Genomic DNA, 19,418 nt, shown 5'->3' with positions numbered 1-19,418 from the left:
TTGTCGGCTGCCATTTATAATTTCCCAATCAACGCAGAACCCGGATTTGGGATTTATCTGCATTGGCCATTTTGTGCAGCCAAATGCCCTTATTGCGATTTTAACTCACATGTTCGGCATCAAAAGGTCGACCAGCCACGCTTTATTGAGGCGTTTAAACGCGAAATTGAACATAACCGCCAAACAACCGGACCACGAGAGGTCACATCTATTTTTATTGGTGGTGGCACGCCATCTTTGATGGACCCTGAAACTGTTGATGAGATATTACAAGCGGTCAAAGACGCATGGACCGTGCCTGATCATATTGAAATCACCATGGAAGCAAATCCATCAAGTGTGGAGGCTTCAAGATTTAAAGGCTATCGACAGGCAGGGGTTAATCGCGTGTCTATGGGTGTGCAAGCGCTCAATGATAAAGATCTGAAGTTTTTGGGTCGGTTACATAACGTCGCAGAAGCCAAGAAAGCCATTTCTCTGGCGCGTGATATTTTCCCGCGGATGTCTTTTGATCTTATCTATGCGCGCCCGCATCAAACTCCCGAAGATTGGGCTGATGAATTGCGCGAAGCGATAGATTTAGCCGCTGATCATTTATCGCTCTATCAGCTCACGATCGAAGAGGGTACGCCGTTTTTTAAGCTGCATGAAGCTGGCAAAATTCCAATGCTGGAAGATAGTCTACAAGCTGAACTTTATGAAGTGACGCAAAAGGTTTGCATAGAAAATGGTATGCCGGCATATGAGGTTTCAAACCATGCGCAACCCGGCGCAGAAAGCCAGCATAACTTAAATTATTGGCGTTACGGCGATTATGTAGGTGTTGGGCCAGGTGCGCATGGGCGCATTTCAACGGGCGGTAAGAAGTTTGCAACGGTTACAGAAAAGCACCCAGAAACCTGGTTGGAACACGTTGAACAGCACGAGCATGGCATCATAGATATTGAACAACTAACGTCTCAGGATCAGGCGGATGAGATGTTGCTTATGGGTCTAAGATTACGCGAAGGCATTGATGTTAGCCGTTGGTCTTCCCTTAGCAATCGAGAATTTGATTCCAATCGAGAGAACAATCTGATCCAATATGGTATGATTGAGCGTATTAATAATAACAGAATAAGATGCACGCCATCGGGTATGATGGTTTTGGATTCAGTCGTGGCTGATCTCGCATAGGGGTCAATTTGACGCGTTTTTTACCAAGCATTATGTTGGTATCTGATAAAAAACAAAAAAACACCTATATCTGTTAAGTCGATAATAAACTCGGATAGTACGATTATGAATGCTGAACTTGGTCCTGACCCATCCCTTCTCATCGTTGAAGACGATGGACCGTTCTTGCGCCGTATAGCGCGAGCAATGGAAAGTCGTGGTTTTGAAGTTGAAACCGCGGAAACTGTTGCAGAAGGATTGGCAAAAGCCAATGCTGCGCCACCAAAATATGCAGTTGTGGACATGCGTTTGGGTGACGGTAATGGCCTTGATGTTTTAGAAGCTATTCGCAAAAAGCGCGAAGATACAAAAATGGTTGTATTAACCGGATATGGGAATATCGCAACGGCGGTAACGGCTGTGAAACTTGGTGCCGTTGATTATCTTGCAAAACCCGCAGATGCTGATGACGTTGTTGCAGCCTTAACACGCGGACCTGATGAAAAAGCTGGACCTCCTGATAATCCAATGTCAGCGGATCGCGTACGCTGGGAGCATATTCAACGCGTTTATGAAATGTGTGACCGCAACGTTTCTGAAACGGCGCGTCGGCTCAATATGCACCGCCGGACTTTGCAGCGCATATTGGCAAAACGTGCACCGCGTTAAAGGTGCAATGCCTATTCACCATTGAATTTAATTTCTTGCAGTGTTTGGGCAAACCAAGCAACTAAAGCAGACATTACAGCACTCTTCATCATCTTCAGGAATGTGCCAAAAGCTGACACCACCATGGTCCTACCTGATCATCGTCAATTTATCCCATTGGGAATATTCAGGGCTGCCCTCATTTCTGATTTCGCCTTCATAACCATATTCAACCATTTGGATCATAGTGTTGTTTTCATCCGCGAAGATCACAGCATAGGCTTCTGTTAAATCGGCTGCAGATAACAGGCGTTTCGCTGCAAAATCCGGCCATCCAGCATGGTTGGTACCACGTGGTGCGAAAAACGGAATGCCATGGAAAGTACCGGAGAGTGGTAAATGACAATGACCATGAAATATATGAGAAATCTTGTTTTTGAATGGCTTGATGGTGTCACCAAAAAGATCAGAGTTTAGCAGCATGATCTCATCCATTGGTTTAACGTTTGTGGGAACCGGATTGTGATGCATGAAGAGCCAAACAGGTCCGTCGAGTTCTTCCAATTGCGTCTGAAGCCAGTTCGCGCGTTCTTGACAAAAGTGACCTGCATGGCTTTCTGGTCCCCATGTATCAAGCAAAATTGCGTGACCAATTGAAAGGGAAATGACGGATTGTACGAAGCCACCTTCGCCAACTAAATCAGGAAATTCCTTTAAAAAAGTTGGACGATCATCATGGTTGCCGATGCATAAGTGTACCGGCATTGGTAATGTATTGATTTCATCACGAAGGCGCTTGTAATCATCAGCATCCCCCCAATCAGATAAGTCACCTGTTATAAAAAATGCTTCAGCATCTGAATGTTGTTCCATCGCATGTGCAAGTGCTTTGGTGAAATTCAGATTTGGTGCGCGTCCACCAATTGTTTGGCCAGGTGTTGTGAGATGAATGTCTGTAAATTGCAGAAGTTTCATGTTCAATCCATTGAAGATAGTTTGCAAAAAAGGCACCCCATCTCTGGAGCGCCCTAAATTATGAAGTGAGATTTAAGAACCGGCTGGAAGCAGGTCCTGAACTTCTTCGCTTAGCTCAACTTGAAGCTCTTCCATGTCATCATATTCACCAGTGACAATGCCTTCGATAGCGTCATAAATGACTTGTGTTGCTGCAAGACCGTTATCGCCAGGGTAAGCCTGCCAGTCGCGAAGCAACGGTAATTGGCGAACAGCCGTCGCCTTTGCAGGGTTCTGGTCATAGAAATCTTTCAAGATAATTTCGTTAGCTGCCTGGTTTGGCGGCATGTAGCCTGTTGTACGCGCAACTTCCGCAGCACCTTCACCTGATGTGATGAATTTGAGCCATTTCCAAGCTGCATCGAGAACTTTTGGATCATCTGATGTTGACGTGAGCATAGCTGAATTACCACCAGCTGGAAGACCAAGTGGGCCACCTGCCGCAATTCCAGGGTATTCGTTGGTAACCAAGGTGAAATCACCCATTGAACGTTCCACAGCACCAACGGCTGACGTTGACCAATACATCATTCCAATTTCACCAGCTGAGAAGGATGCAAGCGCTGCTTTCCACTCGATGTTTTGCATTTCACAACCGCGGAAAATAGACTTCATTGTATTAAGCGCTGTTAGACCTTCCGGCTCATCAAGCTGGAAATCTGTGCCCATAACAGTTGGCTTGTCTTGGCTCCACATAAGGGCCTGTAAGAACCAGTTGCCTGTGATATTCCATCCCCAGAACATTGGGTTTTTAACACCAGCTTTTGTCAGCGCTTCACACGTTGAAATAACCTCGTCCCAAGTCTTGGGAAGCTGATCAATCTCTGTGATGCCAGCTTTGGCCATAACTTCCATGTTGTAATAGCCAACAGGCAAAGAAATGGAGAAAGGAAGACCATAAACTTCTTCGTTAAATGTACCCAAATCTAGCATCGCTTTGTGATAACCATCTTTGGTAAAATCAGCTTCTTTTGCGATGAACGGCTCAAGTGATTTTGCAATGCCTTTGTCGACAAGAATTGCCTGACGGTTTAGACCTTGCATAGTTACATCTGGCAATTCATCTGCAACAGCTTCGCGAAGAATAACATTTGATGCGTCTTCATAGCTTTCATATGTTGCGCGGAATTTAACTTCAATATTTGGATGAGCCTTATTAAATGCAGGCATGATTTTTTCATACGTCACATCGAAAAGGTGCGAATATGGATATGCAAATTCGATTGTGACTTTTTCGTCAGCCATTGCAGAACTTGCAAATAGAGCTGAACTTGCAAAAAGTGAAACTGCTATTGCAGAAAGAGTTTTTTTCATTAGATTATCTCCTGTTGCCGAGAGGTTCGATAGGTTTAGCGATCGTACGAACCTTGTTGATCCCATTTGGGATTTGGTGAAGGGCGTGCTTTAAGGCGCGCCCTATTTCATTCCTGAAAGTGTGATCCCTTCAATAAATCTGCGCTGAGCAAGAGCAAAAGCTGCAAGAAGGGGTGTTACAATGATGACTGCGGTCGCCATCATCGGTCCAAAATTATCGCCATCCGCATCGCCTTTAAATTCGCGAAGACCCAGAGGCGGTGTGAAAAGCTCCCTGTTGCCTGTAATGACAATGCGCGGCCAAAAGTAATCGTTCCAATGCGCGACAACGCTGAAGATGGCAAAAGCCATGAGTGCCGGAATTGCCGTTGGCAACATGACATTCCAAATGATTGAATATTCGCCCATGCCATCCATACGCGCCGCATCGATTAAATCATCGGGCACTGTCATAAAAAACTGCCGCATGAGGAAAATGCCAAATACTGAGATCGTCCAAGGGACAATGAGTGCTGCATAGGTGTTGGTTAGGCCAAGTTTTGCGAGCATGATGTACAGCGGGAGCGCGATGGCATGCACAGGAATAAGCAAACAAAATAGAACCAATGCAAAGACCGTCTCGCGGCCCCAGAATTTAAGTTTAGCAAGTGCATATGCGCATGGCAGCGCGATGATCACCTGAATGAAAAAGATCGATGCTGTGACGATCACACCGTTGAGCAGATATCGAACAAGTGGCGCCTTTTCAAAAGCTGTCGTGTAATTATAAATCCAAGGTGTGACCATACAATCGGCAACAGCGTTGCCAAGCTTGACGCAATAATCGTCTCGAAAAGGGATTTGTGTACCGAAAAATCCACCGGTGTTTTGCATGATCTCCGCAGGTGATTTTAGCGAATACGACACCATGACATAAAAGGGCAGGAGTACGATCAGCGCGCCCAATATCAAAACAACATGCTTGATTGTTGCCGATGTTGAAAAGCGAAAAGTGTTTTGATGATCAGACATAATGTGTCCTCCGCTCAACTAACCAGCGTTGTAAAATTGTTAGGAACATAACGAATAAAAGGAAGACCACTGTGATTGCTGCACCCACGCCCATGAGATTTTGTTGGATGCCTTTTTCATAGATCGCAAACATCATTACATAGACGGATTTTGAAGGACCACCACCTTGAGGGTAGAAGGCTTCCACCATATCAAAGACTTGAAAACTGCGGATGAAACTGATGGTGACAACAAACACAGTTGTTGGTCCGAGCATTGGCCAGGTAATCAGCTTAAATCGTTCCCAGCCGGATTTGGCACCGTCCATTTCAGCAGCGGCATAAAGCTCTCTTGGGATGCCAGTTAAGCCGGCGAGATAGAGCACCATGTTAAATCCAAAACCCTGCCACACGCCAATAAATGACACGGTCCAAATCGCGTAATCTCTGTTGGTCAGCCAAAGAGGGAATGTCTTTTCGCAACCTTGAGCGTACCAGCCCCAGTTTTCTAAAAATGTGCCGCAACCCCGTTCAAGGGTTGAATTTATGATGCCAATCGTTGGATGAAACGCAAATTCCCACACGATAGCCATCGCAATAAGTGCGGACATGACAGGAAGAAAGTAGATGGTTTTATAAAGATCCCCAAAACGCGTTAGAGAATGGATCAATAAAGCTGCGCCAAGTCCTAGGCCAACTGTTAAGGGGACGACGGTTAGGACATATCTAAATGTTGCACCGAACATTTTTTCATAAGTTGATCGAGTGAAAATCTGCTCATAGTTTTTAAATCCAACAATTTCTGCACCACTATTGCCTAGCGAGAAGCTGGTAAAGCTGATGCCAAAAGCGACAAGAATTGGCAGCAGCAAAATCAAAAACATCAGCAATAAGGCTGGACTGACAAACCAAATATGAGCACGAGAGGGTGTCATGATGCGATCTCATCCATCAGTCTGCGATGCGTTTGTAAACGTGTTCCATCTGATGCAAATGCGAGTGTGGAATTGAGATCAAGTTCGAAATGCACCAAATCATCTATTTGATGTCTTTTGCCATTTCCAACTGCTGATCTGATGACCACTGGGCGTTCTTCGTCTTTGATTTTTACATGATAAAAGAGATCTGCACCTAAGTTTTCGATGTGGTGCACAAAGCCTGATATGGATGATGGCGTTTTGTCACCGAAGGTTAAGTGTTCTGGTCTTGCACCAATGCTAATTTTTGGCTCTTGTGTGGGCGCGAAAAGATCAAGGATCAGATTATCGATACAGAGTTGCGCATAATCATTCACCGTTGCAGATAAAATATTAATCGCTGGCGAACCGATAAATTTGGCAACCTCAGCCGTAGCCGGGTTCTGATAAATGTCTTCAGGCGAACCATATTGCAAAATTTTCCCGTGCATCATGACAGCCATTCGATCAGACATTGTAAGTGCTTCGGCCTGATCGTGGGTGACATAGACAAAGGTTGCGCCCAAGCGTTGGTGAAGCTGGGTAAGTTCTGCACGCATGTGAACGCGCAAGGCGGCATCAAGATTTGATAAAGGCTCGTCCATCAAAAAAGCCAGCGGGTTTCTCACCATGGCGCGCCCCAAGGCAGCACGCTGTCGCTGGCCCCCAGACAATTGACCGGGCTTGCGATCCAACAATTCTGTTATTTTTAGAACTTTGGCGGTGCGATCAACTTGGCTGAGTAGTTCTTTATATTCCTTGCGTGCGAAAAAAGGACCGATAAATGGCAGGCGCTGAGATGTGCTCAAGTCGCGCAGTTTAAGCGGTGTCATCATATTTTGGCAGATGGTTAAATGCGGGTATAACGCATAGGATTGAAACACCATGGAAAGGTTGCGATCGGCAGCTCGTGTGGTTGTCACATTTTTCCCATCGATCAGTACTAGCCCTTCATCGGGTTGTTCAAGACCAGCAAGAATTCTTAATAGGGTGGATTTACCGCAACCAGATGGTCCAACAAGCGTGACAAACTCTTTATCTTCGATGTCGAGATCGACGCCCTTGAGGACTTCGGTTTGGCCAAATCTTTTGGCAATATTGTTGAGGCGAATGTTTGACATGATTGCTCCCATCGACTGATGGGGAGAACCTACTTAGTTCAATCAACAAATATATGACGTTATATTAGTGTCACTAATAGCGGTTAGAGTCTCAGAGTATTAAGAGGCTTTCATGCGAACGAACCCATATCAAATAACCGCATTTGCGCATGTTGCGCGAGAGGGAAGTTTTTCCGCAGCTGCAGAAAAGCTCAATGTATCTCAATCAGCTATCAGTCAGCATTTATCTAAGTTGGAACAGACATTGGGAGCCAAATTGCTCATCCGAGATCGCGATGGATTTTCGCTCACGACAACCGGGGCCGAGTTCTATGATTTGGCTGATCGGTTCGTCACGCTTGATCGATTAATCGATGAAAAGATATCTCGTTATTCGCAAATGGAACATGGGCATATTTCAGTTATTGCAAATGCCCCATTACCCGCGTTGCGGCACATAGCACTGTTTAATCAGTCTTATCCCGATGTGAATATTGATTTCACTTTGTATGATTGGACGACCGCAACATCTTTATTGCGCCAAAGAAAAGCAGACATTGCTTTTATCACAGAGCCGCCGCGTTCAAATGATTGGATCTACCATAAAGTCGCGACCGTTAAATATGTTCTTTATGTCCCTAAAGGACACCATCTTGAAAAACGAAAAAATGTTTCGCTGGCCGATTTATGGAATGAAGCACTGTTGCTACCAGAAAAAGGTTCATTGACGGAGAGAGAAGTTTCACTAGCACTGAATAAGCATAATGTTTCAATAAGACGAACGATAAAAACGACAACATTTCCGGTGATGAAGGAAGCCATCCTTCATGGTGTTGGTGTCGGGATATTTCTTGATAATAGTACAACACAAGAGCACACATTAGTCTCGGTACCGATTATGGAAATGAGTAAGACCTATGAGACGTTTGTCGTTGTTCCGGAAGACAAATATAAGCTTAGACTTATCAAAAGCTTTGTCGATGTATCTGTGGGACAATAGCAACATTCGACTAACTTTTGCAAATTGAGTACAAAATTACCAATTCAACCAAGTAATTAATATCTGCTTGGAGCCAGTCTTTGTCTAGTCAGACCCATAAGTGATGTCTGGTCAACATTCAAATTCGGAACATAAAGATCGCTTGGAATATTTCAATCTTGTGCCAGAAGGAGAATTCCGCACTCAATCACTTTTCATGAGGCAACCTTACAACCACTTGCAAGCCAATTGGTCTCCGGTTTTTAAGCTCTATGGTTCCGCCATGAGCGGTAATTATCGTTTTTACAATCGATAAGCCCAAGCCATAACCGCCTGTATTTTGATCGCGACTTTCTTCTACACGGACAAAGGGTTCAAAAATCGTTTCCAGTTTGTCCTCAGGTATACCGGGGCCATCATCAGTTATGTGAATTTCAACAGCGTCTTTTTCTTTGAAGAAATCAACAGATGCTTTGTTGGCGTAGCGAATGGCATTCTCCAATAGATTTCCAAATGCCCGGCGCAAAGCATATGGCTGCCCAACGACTTTGATACTGTCAGGGCTTTCAAAGGAGACATTTCGCTCCGTACATAATTCTTTAACAATTGAAACCAAATCAACGGTTTCAGATACCTCATGATCAAAAGTACCCTTAGAATAAGTGATCAAACTCTCAGCCATGACGGTCATTTCATCAAGTATACGAATGAAGTCCTTTGCTTCATCCTCATCCATCATTTCTGCTCTTATACGTAACGAAGTTATTGGGGTGCGTAAATCATGTCCGACGGCTGCAAGAGTGCGATTGCGTTCGGCATCAAATTTTGAAATCCGATCCTGCATTTCATTAAATGCGACCGCTATGTTTTTAAGTTCAATCGGTCCCTCTTCAGACAATCGTATGGCTCGATTGCCGCTACCTGCCGACCGTGTAGCTGCTGCTATTTTGGACAATGGACGGACTAATTGTGCTATAAAATAAAGCCCAACAAACATTATACCAATCAACGAGAGAGCCATGAGTACTATAAGGGTCTCATCGTCTGCTGCCTGAGACCTTTTAATTCTAGAAGCGACATTGACCCATTTACCATCTGAATTGAGCTTGATTGAGAATAAGCGCATTCGACGGCTGCGTTTTTCCATCCCATCCGGCGAAGCTTGATCCGCTAAAATTTCATGGTTTGGCAAAAAGGCTGTCAGTTGATTGACAAGACGTTCTGAATTTCGTGAAAGTGGCGGTTGAGCGACCACCGGAGCATCAGATAAAGCAAGTTGAAACAGCCGTGTTGTCACACCTTTTATGATGGCATTTCTGGCCGTATCGTCCATGTCTTCCATTGTTGTGATAATTGTTGATATGCGCTGATTATCGCGCTCGGCTAATACACCTAAATCCAAACGATCGCGCTCTAAATAGATGAACAACAGTGAAATGATCATTGATGCAGATACAGTGACCAATAACAGCAGAATAAATGTGCGGGCTAAGCCTGGTTGAATAAAGCGATCAAGCATCTTCATTCAAACAACCTCAACATCACAGACAAACATATATCCACCACCCCATTGCGTTACAATATACTCTGGCGATTTTGGATCGGCCTCGATCTTTTTCCGCAGTCGGCTAATGGTATTATCAATTGCTCGATCATATGCCTTTGCTTCTCGACCACTAACAATTTCAAGCAATCTTGCCCTTTCTAAAACTGTACGTGGATTATTTAAAAACACAGAAAGCAACCGGCTTTCGCCTGTGGTCAGGTGGAGTTCAGTCCCATCTTGTTTGATAATTTTATGGTGAAGCGGATCATGCATCATATCTGAGAATTTGCAGTATGTTGGTGCAATAATTTCATCCGTCTTCGGCAAGCGACGCAAGATAACTTTAATACGTGCTAATAGTTCGCGCGGGTTGAATGGCTTTGTAAGATAATCATCAGCACCAATTTCCAAACCAACAACTTTGCTAGCATCGTCCACCATCGCGGTAAGTAATATAATGGGTGGGCCTCCATTAGCAGCAATCCAACTGCAGAGCTTCAACCCATCTTCACCAGGCATCATGATATCAAGAACAATTAAATCAAACCTGATATCATTCAAATGGCTCCTGGCTTCTAAAGCATTTGCAGCTAGCGTCGTTCGAAAGCCATTTTTCTTTAGATATTGAGCCAATGGTTCTCGAATGTCGCGTGCATCGTCAACAATCAGAATATGTTGCATCTTCTGCATTACTTCGTTCTCAATTTGTCTAATTATCCGTTTTCTTATTCATAAACCCAAACAATGGAACTTGGCAGATTAATTTGTCGCAAATTGTATCAGTTTGCGAATTCACGACATTCAGCGACAAACCTTTGCTCGCAATTCACTTTGAAGAATGTCATCAAATTCTTCGTAGAATTTTGATTTCCTGTTCATAAAAAAGGATTATTCATGATGAAATACCTTGCCTTATTGGTTTTAAGTTTCGCCCCTTTTGGGACAAATGCATTTGCGTCTGAGCCAGATCTTAAAACACCAAGCCCTGTGATTTATCTTGATGATAATCTGGATGAGAACCAAAGTTTAGGTTGGTGTATCGATACAGTAGGTCGTGGTTACAATGACCAGCTCCATGCACATTCTTGCAAGCCGCAAGGTGGTGATGTGCAATTCAAATTCTTAAGTGATACATCGCAAATTCAATCAGTTGAATACCCTGAAAAATGTGTCGCGTTGATCGACGAGAGCAATGAAAAAATACCGTTTGGTCTTTCAGACTGTGATGTAGGTTCTGAAGCTCAAAAATTTATTTATCATGCTGATACACTCCAAATCACTCTCAATTCAAATGTTGAAAAATGCATGGCTGTTGGAAGTCAAAGCCGAAGTGCGGGTCCATTCATGTCGCGAGATTTAATCATTGGTAATTGTGCTGATTTACCCAAGACACACATCCAATGGAGAAGCAAAATTGATTAGTCAGAAAATTAAAGCATCTTCTAAAAAAAGATAACGCGTCGATCAGCCCTAAAGCTAATTGCAACACTCGCAAGCACGACAGCGTTAAATACCTTACCATCTTTCGCTGCGGAAGAGGCTACCGAAGAAATCAAAATTCACAAGCTAAAACTCGATGTTCAATCTGTAAACGGAAGGCCGGCATATAACGGCTTAACCCCTGGGCCGACCATCGCCGTTAATCCTGGTGAGGTGATCGATGTAGATTTTACCAACAGCTTGCCAGCACTTCATGATGATTGCACCCAAAATCCGAATAATTTTCATGGCGTAAACACCACAAATCTGCATACGCATGGGCTTCATGTGTCGCCAAATAAAGACACATCAGGTGAGTATGATGCAGATAATGTTTTTGTAAGTGTGGTTCCGGAAAATCAACTCGTTTCTTGTTCAGACGTCTGTGGTGAAAGTGTTGCCTCTACGTTTAGATGGAAAAATACGAAGTATAGGTTTGAGCTTGGTGATGACCATCCCTCCGGAACATATTGGTATCATGCTCATAAACATGGCTCCACAGCACAGCAAGTTGGCGCTGGATTGTCGGGTCCTATAATTGTTGCCGATAAGCCCGGCAGCATGCCAGAATACATTGCGAAAGCTGACGAAAAAATTCTCATGCTCATGAACCAGGGGATTGTGCTGGCTGATCCAAATGGGGGTGGCGAAGTCGATCCGGTGATCAATATGCGTCCTGGTGAAGTCCAACGCTGGCGCATAATCAATGCAATGGGGAACACGACTCAATTTGGGTTTTTGCGAACAGATCAGCCTGATTTAGAAATGTATCAAATCGCTTTTGATGGCTTCACCTTGAATAAGCGTGTCCCTATTGATTTGGACAACTTAAACGAACCTTGGCTCAATCATGCAGCGTTAGCCTCTGGCAATCGGATGGACCTAATCGTAAGAGCGCCTATCGAGCCAGCTGATAAAACTTTTGCACAATCCATCTTCAATAGGTTTTCAGATATTACAAATGGTGCAACTCTGGCACGGATGTTTGATCTTAGCATCACAGTTTCAGGCGACCCAGTAGAGAATTTATGGTCAGAAGATGATGCCTTGCCGGGATGTGGGCTTACGCCATTTGGCAGTGACCAACTGAGTAAACGACAAATCAATTTTGCGGGAAGAAATTTCATTGATAATGGCGTTTATGATGGCGAGATTAAACAGACAATGAAACTTGGAACAGAAGAAGAATGGCACATCACCAATCAGTCTGCCATTTTGCATGTGTTCCATATTCATGTGAACCCATTTTTCATCACGCATATAAATGGCGAGGAATTGCCCGATGGTGATCCGCGTAAGCGTTGGCAAGATACGATAGGCCTGCCAACTGGAAGCGGGAACGCTCCGGGATCTGTGACTTATAAAACCAGATTTGAAACTTTTAAAGGCAAGTTTGTCATTCACTGTCATGTTTTAAGGCATGAAGATTTAGGCATGATGCAAGTGGTTGAAGTTGTATAACTCTGACTATGTTTGCCTCAAAAACACCGAGCAAAAAAGGAACTACGATGAAAAACTATCTTTATGCTATAGCGTTAACGTCTGCATTTACATGGTTGCCCGCACAGGCTTCTGAAAACCCGAATGTTTTGCTTTTGATTGCAGATGATATGGGACTTGATGCATCCAAGTGTTATGAAATTGGGAATCAACAGGCACCAATGCCTAATCTTGAGAAAATGTGCGAGATGGGAATGGTGTTTGAAAATGCCTATGCTGCACCCACATGCTCTCCCACAAGAGCGACAATTATGAGTGGCCAATATGGTTATAGAACTGGTGTTGGGGCGCCAGTTGCACCCGATGGAAGCGACGAGTTGTCGGTCGATACGCCAACTCTGTTTGATGCGCTTAATAAGGTAAATTATTCGTCAAACGTGATCGGGAAGTGGCATATTACGGGGCGTCAGTCGGGTTATGACGCACCTGCACAAATGGGTGTGTCTGATTATTTCGGCCTTTATAGCGGCGGAATTCCTGATTATTTCAACTGGCCTGCGATTGAAGATGGAAATGTGGTTCAGATTGAGGGTTATTCAACAACTGTTCTAACAGATCGTGCAATTAATTGGATTGGTGAGCAGGATAAACCTTGGTTCTTATGGCTTGCTTTTAATGCACCACATTCACCTTTCCATCTGCCACCAGTTGATCTGCATAGCTTTGATGATCTTACCGATAGTGAAGACGCCGTTGCGAATAACCCGCTTCCATACTACAACGCGATGCTAGAGGCATTAGATACTGAAATTGGTCGCTTGTGGGCCTCTATAGATGAAGATGAGCGAGACAACACAATCGTTATTTTCATTGGTGATAATGGAACTCCAAATCAGATTATTGGCGACTTATATGGAGACCACAAAGCCAAAGGAACCATTTATGACAGTGGCACACGAGTTCCAATGGTGGTAACAGGTCCTGGGATCAGACAGGGTAGAAGTGATGCATTCGTCAATACAACAGACCTAAATGCAACAATAGCAAGCCTGGCAAAAACCAGCACAGAGGCACCTGATTCCGTCGATTTCAGTTCGGTTTTATATGGTGGTGAAGGTCAGCGCGATTATGTGTATATCGAGCATTTTACACAGCGCGAGACAAAAGGCGGCGGCATCTATGGATGGTCCATGCGCAAAGGAGATTTTAAAATCATAAGCCCTGAAAACAAACCAGCTGAACTTTACAATTTGGCAAGCGATCCGCTGGAACAAACAAACCTGCTCGCCGACGGTGGATCAGCGAATTTGAACGCAATTAAAGATGAACTCATTAAAAAAGAGAAGCCTTGTTGGCCACATCGAATTAGTTTCAGCCACCTATGAACAGGGTGCAACTCATTGCATGGCAATTGGATCGTTAAAATTACCGGCCCGGTTTAAATTATGAGCGGGGTTGGATACAAAATCGGGATAAGCATACAAAAATGGAAAAGGAAAAGCTCAAGAAATTTGCAACCAAAAACTGGTTGCCATTGTCAGGATTTTTTATCTCAGCAGGTTTGGCATTGTATTTTGGTTTCACCTTCATGGCAGATGCTATCTATTTCAATGATCCACGACATAAAGATTCAGATTTACAAGGGTGGATGACCCCCCGTTATGTGACGCTATCTTATGATATTCCAATGCCATTGGTTCTTGATGCCTTGGGGTTAGATGAAAGTGCAATTGGCAAAGGGTTGCGTCTTGAAGATATCGCCGCAGAACAAAATTCCAATCTACAAGAGCTAACCGAAAACATAAGAGCTGCAGCCGAAACCTATCGGGAGAGCCAAGTTGACTGATGTCGTTTTAAATCTCATTCCGCAATATGGTTTGTATCTCGTATTCCTCGTCGTCATGCTGGCATGCTTTGGAATACCGCTCCCATCTTCTGTAGTTGTTTTAACCAGCGGCGCATTGGCGGCCGCTGGCGATTTAACGCTCTGGCAAGTAATTTTCGCCGTGGCGTTAGCTTATACAATAGGTGACCAGGCCGCGTTCTTAATAGCTCGGTTCCTTGGTCCCAGCTTGTTGATTAAGCTTAAAGACATTCAAAGCATAATGCCAACAATTGTTCGCAGTGAAGCTATGTTGGAAAAACATGGATGGCTAGCAATTTTGCTAAGCCGAACAATTGTTAGCCCAACGGGACCCTATATTGCATATGTGAGCGGTGCGGTGAGGATGAATTGGATTAAGTTTACTACGGTTGCATTACCAGCATCAATAATATGGACATTGGCATATGCCATGATCGGATATTTATTTGCAGGAAATTTACCGCAAATATCAGACCTCGTCGCAAGCATGTTAATCGTAGGCATTGCTTCAATTTCAGCCATGGCCTTTGCCGCTTGGCTTACTGTCTTATGGCGCAAATTTGAAATTGATTAACTAGTATAACGGGTATCTAGACAATTCGATTATATTTCAGTTGGGATTTAAAAGTTTCCGCTTAGGGCCAGTCACAGAAGTATTCCAATCATTACGTGATGTCTGCTTTGCCTATAAAAGCGGAAAACCTTAATCATCCGTAACCAATTGTTCTTCCGTAGTTCTAACCAAGCTCTCGAACTGCTTATTCGCTTGATTTAATGATTCAGCATAGGGCATGGTAAAATGCTTGTTCAATGCAATACTATTGCGTTAAAGTTTTGCATCCCTGCTAAGGTAAAATAGAACTGGCTGATTTGGTGCGCGCTTTCGAGCCTTCATGTAGGATAGATAACTTGGTGTTCTACTTAAAAAACGTGCCGAAAATTGTTACTGATCTTTGACTAACCCAAAAATTGCGAAAAACGTGATAGGTAATATCCGACAATGTTATATAACTGTGATTAGATTTAGCATCTGAAATCACTGGTTGGATTTGGGGAATAGTGGTGTGTTATTTTATTCATTCTGTATTTTTCATATCGCATTGGGTTTCTCCCAAATAAAAATATGCTTGCCAGCAGCATTGTTATTTATGGGGAATGGGAAATTAGTTTTGAACTATTTCGATTGAGTGGGTGAATGATGTCGAAGATACCCCCATTTTCGTCCACAATCAGTTAAGCTCGAACTTATTGAAACGTTTTTCTCGCATTCGCAATAAAAGAGCTAACCGCTATGGATCGTTCATTTTTTCGACATGCAAGTAAAATGGATGCGGTTAATGGTGGATCAATATCAATTGGTCGATATCGAATATCTTCAGAATGTGCTGCGCTTAGTGAGGCGGGGACAAAGCTGATACCCATGCCTGTTGCCACTAAATTTAATGCCGCACCCACACGTGGTGCTTCTTGGATGATATTTGACGATGAATCGCTTTTATTAAGTGCAGAGATGACACTGTCATAGATCCCAGGGCCTGCCGAACGTCGATAAAGGATTAATGGATGCTCGCTCATTTGTGCAGCTGAGATCACATCATATGCTAAAAGGGGATGGCCAACTGGCAACGCCAACACGATTTCCTCGTCTGCTAATTTATAGGTTTTGATATTATCAATATGAGAAATGTTGGTTCTAATAAATGCAGCATCGAGTTTTTGTTCAGCAACATCGCGCACAAGTTCGGCGGAGCCGTCTTCTGTAAGATTTAGTTCGATCTCGCTATTCTCCTCGCGAAAGTTTTGGATCGATAATTTTGTCGCAGGATGAAAGATCACTGAGCTGGTAAACCCAATTGTAATCGAACCCTGCTCGCCTCTCTCAATGCGTTGTGACTTAGAGATTGCGCGATCTAAATCATCAAGCAGCCGTTTCGTATCTGAGTAGAAAGACTTACCACTTTCCGTAAGTTCAACACCGCGAGGCAACCTTTTAAAAAGCTGCACACCAAGCTCTTGCTCGAGCGCTTTTATCTGTAAGCTCAGCGGCGGTTGTTGCATATCAAGCTTCTCCGCAGCCCGGGTGATATGCCCTTCCTCAGCGACGGTTTTGAAATATCTTAGATGACGAAGTTCCATAAAGCATATCCAAAATATATGATTTTTACGTATTTCATATAATATCTATAATGATAAAACTTGTCTATGATCTGCAATATAATCCTATCAAAAGGAGCTGAATGTGGCGCGAAAGATCTTGGCAAAGGAAATTAGTTCCTATCCAACGCCTATCGCTGTTTGTGACTGCCAGTTCAACTACCTTTTGGGGCAACGTCAGAAAATTGCATCAGCTCTTGCCGTTCTTGATGCTGAAACAACCGAACTTATTCAAAAAGGTCATTAGGACATAATGAAAATAGCAATTCTGGACGATTGGTTTGATACGCTTAAAAAGCTACCGTCATTTGAAAAATTAAGCGATCATCATGTGACTGTTTTTAATGATCATGTTGAAGATATCGATGTTCTGGCCGAACGTCTCTCAGACTTTGATGCGCTTGTTCTTTTTCGTGAACGTACTCAGATTACAGCGCAATTATTAGACAAGTTGCCGAACTTAAAATTAATTAGCCAGCGTAGTGTTTATCCTCATGTTGATGTGGATGCGTGTACAAAAAACAACGTGCTCTTATGCTCAAATATGCATGCGGGGACGCCTTCATTTGCAACCGTTGAACATGTATGGGCACTCATTCTTGCGAGCTATCGCCAGATACCTCAACAGGTTGTCTCTCTTAAAAGCGGAGAATGGCAAATGGGTGTGGGCCGCACGCTTCAAGGTCGAACGCTCGGGCTTTATGGCTATGGGCGGATTGCTAAAGGGGTTGAACATATCGCGCAAGCTTTTGGCATGAACGTCATGTGGTGGGGATCACAAAGCGGTCAGCAACGCCTGAAAGACGATGGGAAAAACATCGCTTCATCGCGGGAAGATTTTTTTGCAAGAGCAGACATAATTTCCGTTCATGTGCGCATGAAGCCAGAGACCAAAGGCATCATAACATCCAATGATTTTGCAAATATGCGCGATGACGCAGTTTTTATAAATACTTCGCGTGCCGGGTTAATCGAGTCTAACGCGCTTCTTGAAGCTCTTAATAATGGCCATCCTGGGTCAGCTGCAATTGATGTGTTCGATAAAGAACCAATCACTTGGAAAGATGATGCGTTGGCCTCACATCCAAATGTGATCGCAACCCCGCATATTGGTTTTGTAACCGAAGATGAATATGAGCTGCAGTTCAGCGATATTTATGATCAGATTGTTGCTTTTGCCGAAGGTGCTCCGATTAATATGATCAATCCTGAGGTATACAAAAATGAATAAGAACCCCAACACAATCGCAGATATCATCATCGTGGGTTCAGGAAATGCGGCTCTTTGCGCTGGGATTGCAGCCATAGAAAAAGGCGCGGATGTATTAATCATCGAAAAAGCGAATGAGGAGCTTGCGGGCGGAAATTCAAAATATACCGCGGGCGCGATGCGCTTTGTCTATAATTCTAATGAAGATCTCATGCCGTTATTGAAATCTCCTGAAGATACGCGTCTGCCAAATACTGATTTTGGCTCTTATACCGCGGATAAATTTCGAAGCGACCTGCTTGGGTTTAATGATGGTCGTGCATTATCAGGTGAGCAAAATATCTTAATTGATCGCTCATATGAAACCATGCTTTGGCTTGCAGAAAATGGCATTAAGTTTGAACCCATTTATGAGCGTCAATCATTTGAAAAAGACGGGCGCTTTGTCTTCTGGGGCGGGTTAACACTCGCAGCAGATGGCGAAGGGGTTGGTCTTGTCGATGCTGAGCTTGAAGTGTTTAAAAACAAAGGTGGTCGCATCCGATATAATTGTTCGGGTGTCGAACTCATCACACAAAACAACACAGTAACTGGCATCAAAGTGGAAGATGAAAATGGTTTTCAAGATGAGTTATATGCCGGTGCAGTTATTCTCGGCTCAGGCGGCTTTGAAGCAAGTTCAGAACTCCGCAAGAAATATATAGGTTCAGACTGGGATAAGGCAAAGGTTCGCGGCACCCCACACAATACCGGGCAAGGCCTTAAAATGGCGCTGGAATTGGGCGCAACAGAATATGGGTTTTTTAAGGGCTGCCACGCAACCCCGATGGATTTACATATGAAGAACTATGGAAATCTGGACATCCCGCATTTTGAACGAAAAAACTATCGCAAGATCTGCTATTTCCTCGGCATTATGCTGAACGCCAATGGTGAGCGGTTTGTTGATGAAGGGATAGATTTTCGCAATTACACCTATGCCCAATTTGGCCGAGCCATCATCGAACAACCGGGGCATTTTGCTTGGCAAATCTTCGACGCAAAAGTCGATGACTTGTTATACGGCGAATATACTTTTCATGATGCGCATTTCGTTGAGGCGGATACGCTGGATGAACTGGTCGATAAACTTGATGGCATCGAAGATAAAAACGCTGCTCGTGCAACAATTGATGAGTTTAATAACGCCGTTGATCCAAACACCTCTTTTGATCCAACGATAAAAGATGGCAAAGGCACACTTGGCCTTAAACTCGCGAAATCAAATTGGGCTCAGACTTTTGATAAGCCACCCTATAAAGCCTATCCAGTAACTTGCGGTATTACGTTCACCTATGGCGGCTTGAAGGTAAATGAAAATGGCAATGTGCTAACCAAAAAGGATGAAATCATCGATGGTTTATATGCCTGCGGTGAGCTGGTTGGTGGCGTGTTTTTCAACGGTTATCCAGGTGGATCAGGCTTAACATCGGGCGCTGTATTTGGTCGTCGCGCTGGCTATGGGGCTGCAAAGTCCATCTAACCAAAGCATGCCTGATATATCAAAATCGCACACCTACTCACATGCAAA

Annotated in this window: 19 protein-coding genes; 11 read left to right on the top strand and 8 right to left on the bottom strand. The window is 43.8% G+C overall.

Annotation, left to right across the window (positions count from 1 at the left end; all coding sequences use genetic code 11):
• Together hemW and ACZ1GZ_RS04110 are read left to right on the top strand one after the other, a co-directional pair.
• On the top strand, nt 1-1,176 hold the full coding sequence (gene hemW, locus ACZ1GZ_RS04115; RefSeq protein ID WP_472667212.1) for a radical SAM family heme chaperone HemW: 1,176 nt from the start codon (nt 1-3) through the stop codon (nt 1,174-1,176).
• 105 nt (nt 1,177-1,281) lie between these two features.
• On the top strand, nt 1,282-1,824 hold the full coding sequence (locus ACZ1GZ_RS04110; RefSeq protein ID WP_472667211.1) for an ActR/PrrA/RegA family redox response regulator transcription factor: 543 nt from the start codon (nt 1,282-1,284) through the stop codon (nt 1,822-1,824).
• Between the two features lie 129 nt (nt 1,825-1,953).
• Here ACZ1GZ_RS04110 and ACZ1GZ_RS04105 read toward each other — a convergent pair whose 3' ends face one another.
• The 5 genes from ACZ1GZ_RS04105 to ACZ1GZ_RS04085 form a co-directional block, all read right to left on the bottom strand.
• The gene (locus ACZ1GZ_RS04105; protein ID WP_472667210.1) at nt 1,954-2,778 is read right to left on the bottom strand and encodes a phosphodiesterase; all 825 of its coding nucleotides are present in this window, start codon (nt 2,776-2,778) and stop codon (nt 1,954-1,956) included.
• A gap of 72 nt (nt 2,779-2,850) precedes the next feature.
• Complete coding sequence (locus ACZ1GZ_RS04100; RefSeq protein WP_472667209.1) at nt 2,851-4,131, bottom strand: extracellular solute-binding protein; 1,281 nt, start codon at nt 4,129-4,131, stop codon at nt 2,851-2,853.
• A 102-nt stretch (nt 4,132-4,233) separates the two neighbouring features.
• Nucleotides 4,234-5,142 (bottom strand): carbohydrate ABC transporter permease, encoded by a 909-nt coding sequence (locus tag ACZ1GZ_RS04095; protein WP_472667208.1) that lies wholly within the window; start codon nt 5,140-5,142, stop codon nt 4,234-4,236.
• Nucleotides 5,135-6,055, bottom strand: coding sequence for a carbohydrate ABC transporter permease (locus tag ACZ1GZ_RS04090; protein WP_472667207.1), 921 nt, complete (start codon nt 6,053-6,055; stop codon nt 5,135-5,137). Before ACZ1GZ_RS04090 ends, ACZ1GZ_RS04095 begins: the two co-directional genes overlap by 8 nt.
• Nucleotides 6,052-7,197 carry an ABC transporter ATP-binding protein gene (locus ACZ1GZ_RS04085; protein WP_472667206.1) on the bottom strand — a complete coding sequence of 382 codons (1,146 nt, stop codon included), beginning with the start codon at nt 7,195-7,197 and terminating at the stop codon, nt 6,052-6,054. Before ACZ1GZ_RS04085 ends, ACZ1GZ_RS04090 begins: the two co-directional genes overlap by 4 nt.
• A 112-nt stretch (nt 7,198-7,309) precedes the next feature.
• Here ACZ1GZ_RS04085 and ACZ1GZ_RS04080 point away from each other — a divergent pair, with 112 nt between their 5' ends.
• Nucleotides 7,310-8,176, top strand: a complete 867-nt coding sequence (locus ACZ1GZ_RS04080; RefSeq protein ID WP_472667205.1) for a LysR family transcriptional regulator — start codon at nt 7,310-7,312, stop codon at nt 8,174-8,176.
• A gap of 187 nt (nt 8,177-8,363) precedes the next feature.
• Here the strand turns inward: ACZ1GZ_RS04080 and ACZ1GZ_RS04075 are convergent, their stop codons facing one another.
• Nucleotides 8,364-9,680: an ATP-binding protein gene (locus ACZ1GZ_RS04075; RefSeq protein ID WP_472667204.1), complete on the bottom strand. Its 1,317-nt coding sequence runs from the start codon at nt 9,678-9,680 to the stop codon at nt 8,364-8,366.
• Nucleotides 9,681-10,391, bottom strand: a complete 711-nt coding sequence (locus ACZ1GZ_RS04070) for a response regulator (RefSeq protein WP_472667203.1) — start codon at nt 10,389-10,391, stop codon at nt 9,681-9,683.
• Between the two features lie 204 nt (nt 10,392-10,595).
• On the opposite strand from ACZ1GZ_RS04070, the gene ACZ1GZ_RS04065 reads away from it, so the two are divergent.
• The 5 genes from ACZ1GZ_RS04065 to ACZ1GZ_RS04045 all read left to right on the top strand — a co-directional run bounded on the left by ACZ1GZ_RS04065 (nt 10,596) and on the right by ACZ1GZ_RS04045 (nt 15,058).
• The gene (locus tag ACZ1GZ_RS04065) at nt 10,596-11,123 is read left to right on the top strand and encodes a ricin-type beta-trefoil lectin domain protein (RefSeq protein WP_472667202.1); all 528 of its coding nucleotides are present in this window, start codon (nt 10,596-10,598) and stop codon (nt 11,121-11,123) included.
• A 345-nt stretch (nt 11,124-11,468) separates the two neighbouring features.
• A complete protein-coding gene (locus ACZ1GZ_RS04060; protein ID WP_472667201.1) occupies nt 11,469-12,641 on the top strand; it encodes a multicopper oxidase domain-containing protein in 1,173 nt (390 codons plus the stop codon).
• A 47-nt stretch (nt 12,642-12,688) separates the two neighbouring features.
• Nucleotides 12,689-14,005 (top strand): sulfatase-like hydrolase/transferase, encoded by a 1,317-nt coding sequence (locus ACZ1GZ_RS04055; RefSeq protein ID WP_472667200.1) that lies wholly within the window; start codon nt 12,689-12,691, stop codon nt 14,003-14,005.
• A 101-nt stretch (nt 14,006-14,106) separates the two neighbouring features.
• Complete coding sequence (locus tag ACZ1GZ_RS04050) at nt 14,107-14,466, top strand: hypothetical protein (RefSeq protein ID WP_472667199.1); 360 nt, start codon at nt 14,107-14,109, stop codon at nt 14,464-14,466.
• Nucleotides 14,459-15,058, top strand: a complete 600-nt coding sequence (locus tag ACZ1GZ_RS04045) for a DedA family protein (RefSeq protein WP_472667198.1) — start codon at nt 14,459-14,461, stop codon at nt 15,056-15,058. The genes ACZ1GZ_RS04050 and ACZ1GZ_RS04045 overlap by 8 nt, the downstream gene beginning before the upstream one ends.
• Nucleotides 15,059-15,729: 671 nt before the next feature.
• Here ACZ1GZ_RS04045 and ACZ1GZ_RS04040 read toward each other — a convergent pair.
• Nucleotides 15,730-16,620: a LysR family transcriptional regulator gene (locus ACZ1GZ_RS04040; protein ID WP_472667197.1), complete on the bottom strand. Its 891-nt coding sequence runs from the start codon at nt 16,618-16,620 to the stop codon at nt 15,730-15,732.
• 103 nt (nt 16,621-16,723) lie between these two features.
• Between ACZ1GZ_RS04040 and ACZ1GZ_RS04035 the strand changes: the two genes are divergently transcribed.
• The 3 genes from ACZ1GZ_RS04035 to tcuA are packed head-to-tail and all read left to right on the top strand — an operon-like array spanning nt 16,724 to nt 19,370.
• A complete protein-coding gene (locus ACZ1GZ_RS04035; RefSeq protein ID WP_472667196.1) occupies nt 16,724-16,885 on the top strand; it encodes a hypothetical protein in 162 nt (53 codons plus the stop codon).
• Nucleotides 16,886-16,891: 6 nt separating this feature from the next.
• Complete coding sequence (locus ACZ1GZ_RS04030) at nt 16,892-17,869, top strand: D-2-hydroxyacid dehydrogenase family protein (protein WP_472667195.1); 978 nt, start codon at nt 16,892-16,894, stop codon at nt 17,867-17,869.
• Nucleotides 17,862-19,370 (top strand): FAD-dependent tricarballylate dehydrogenase TcuA, encoded by a 1,509-nt coding sequence (gene tcuA, locus ACZ1GZ_RS04025; RefSeq protein ID WP_472667194.1) that lies wholly within the window; start codon nt 17,862-17,864, stop codon nt 19,368-19,370. Before ACZ1GZ_RS04030 ends, tcuA begins: the two co-directional genes overlap by 8 nt.
• Nucleotides 19,371-19,418 lie beyond the last annotated feature (48 nt).

The sequence above is a fragment of the Lentilitoribacter sp. JB5-8 genome (assembly GCF_055693385.1).
This window is presented reverse-complemented; position numbering and strand designations above follow the sequence as displayed.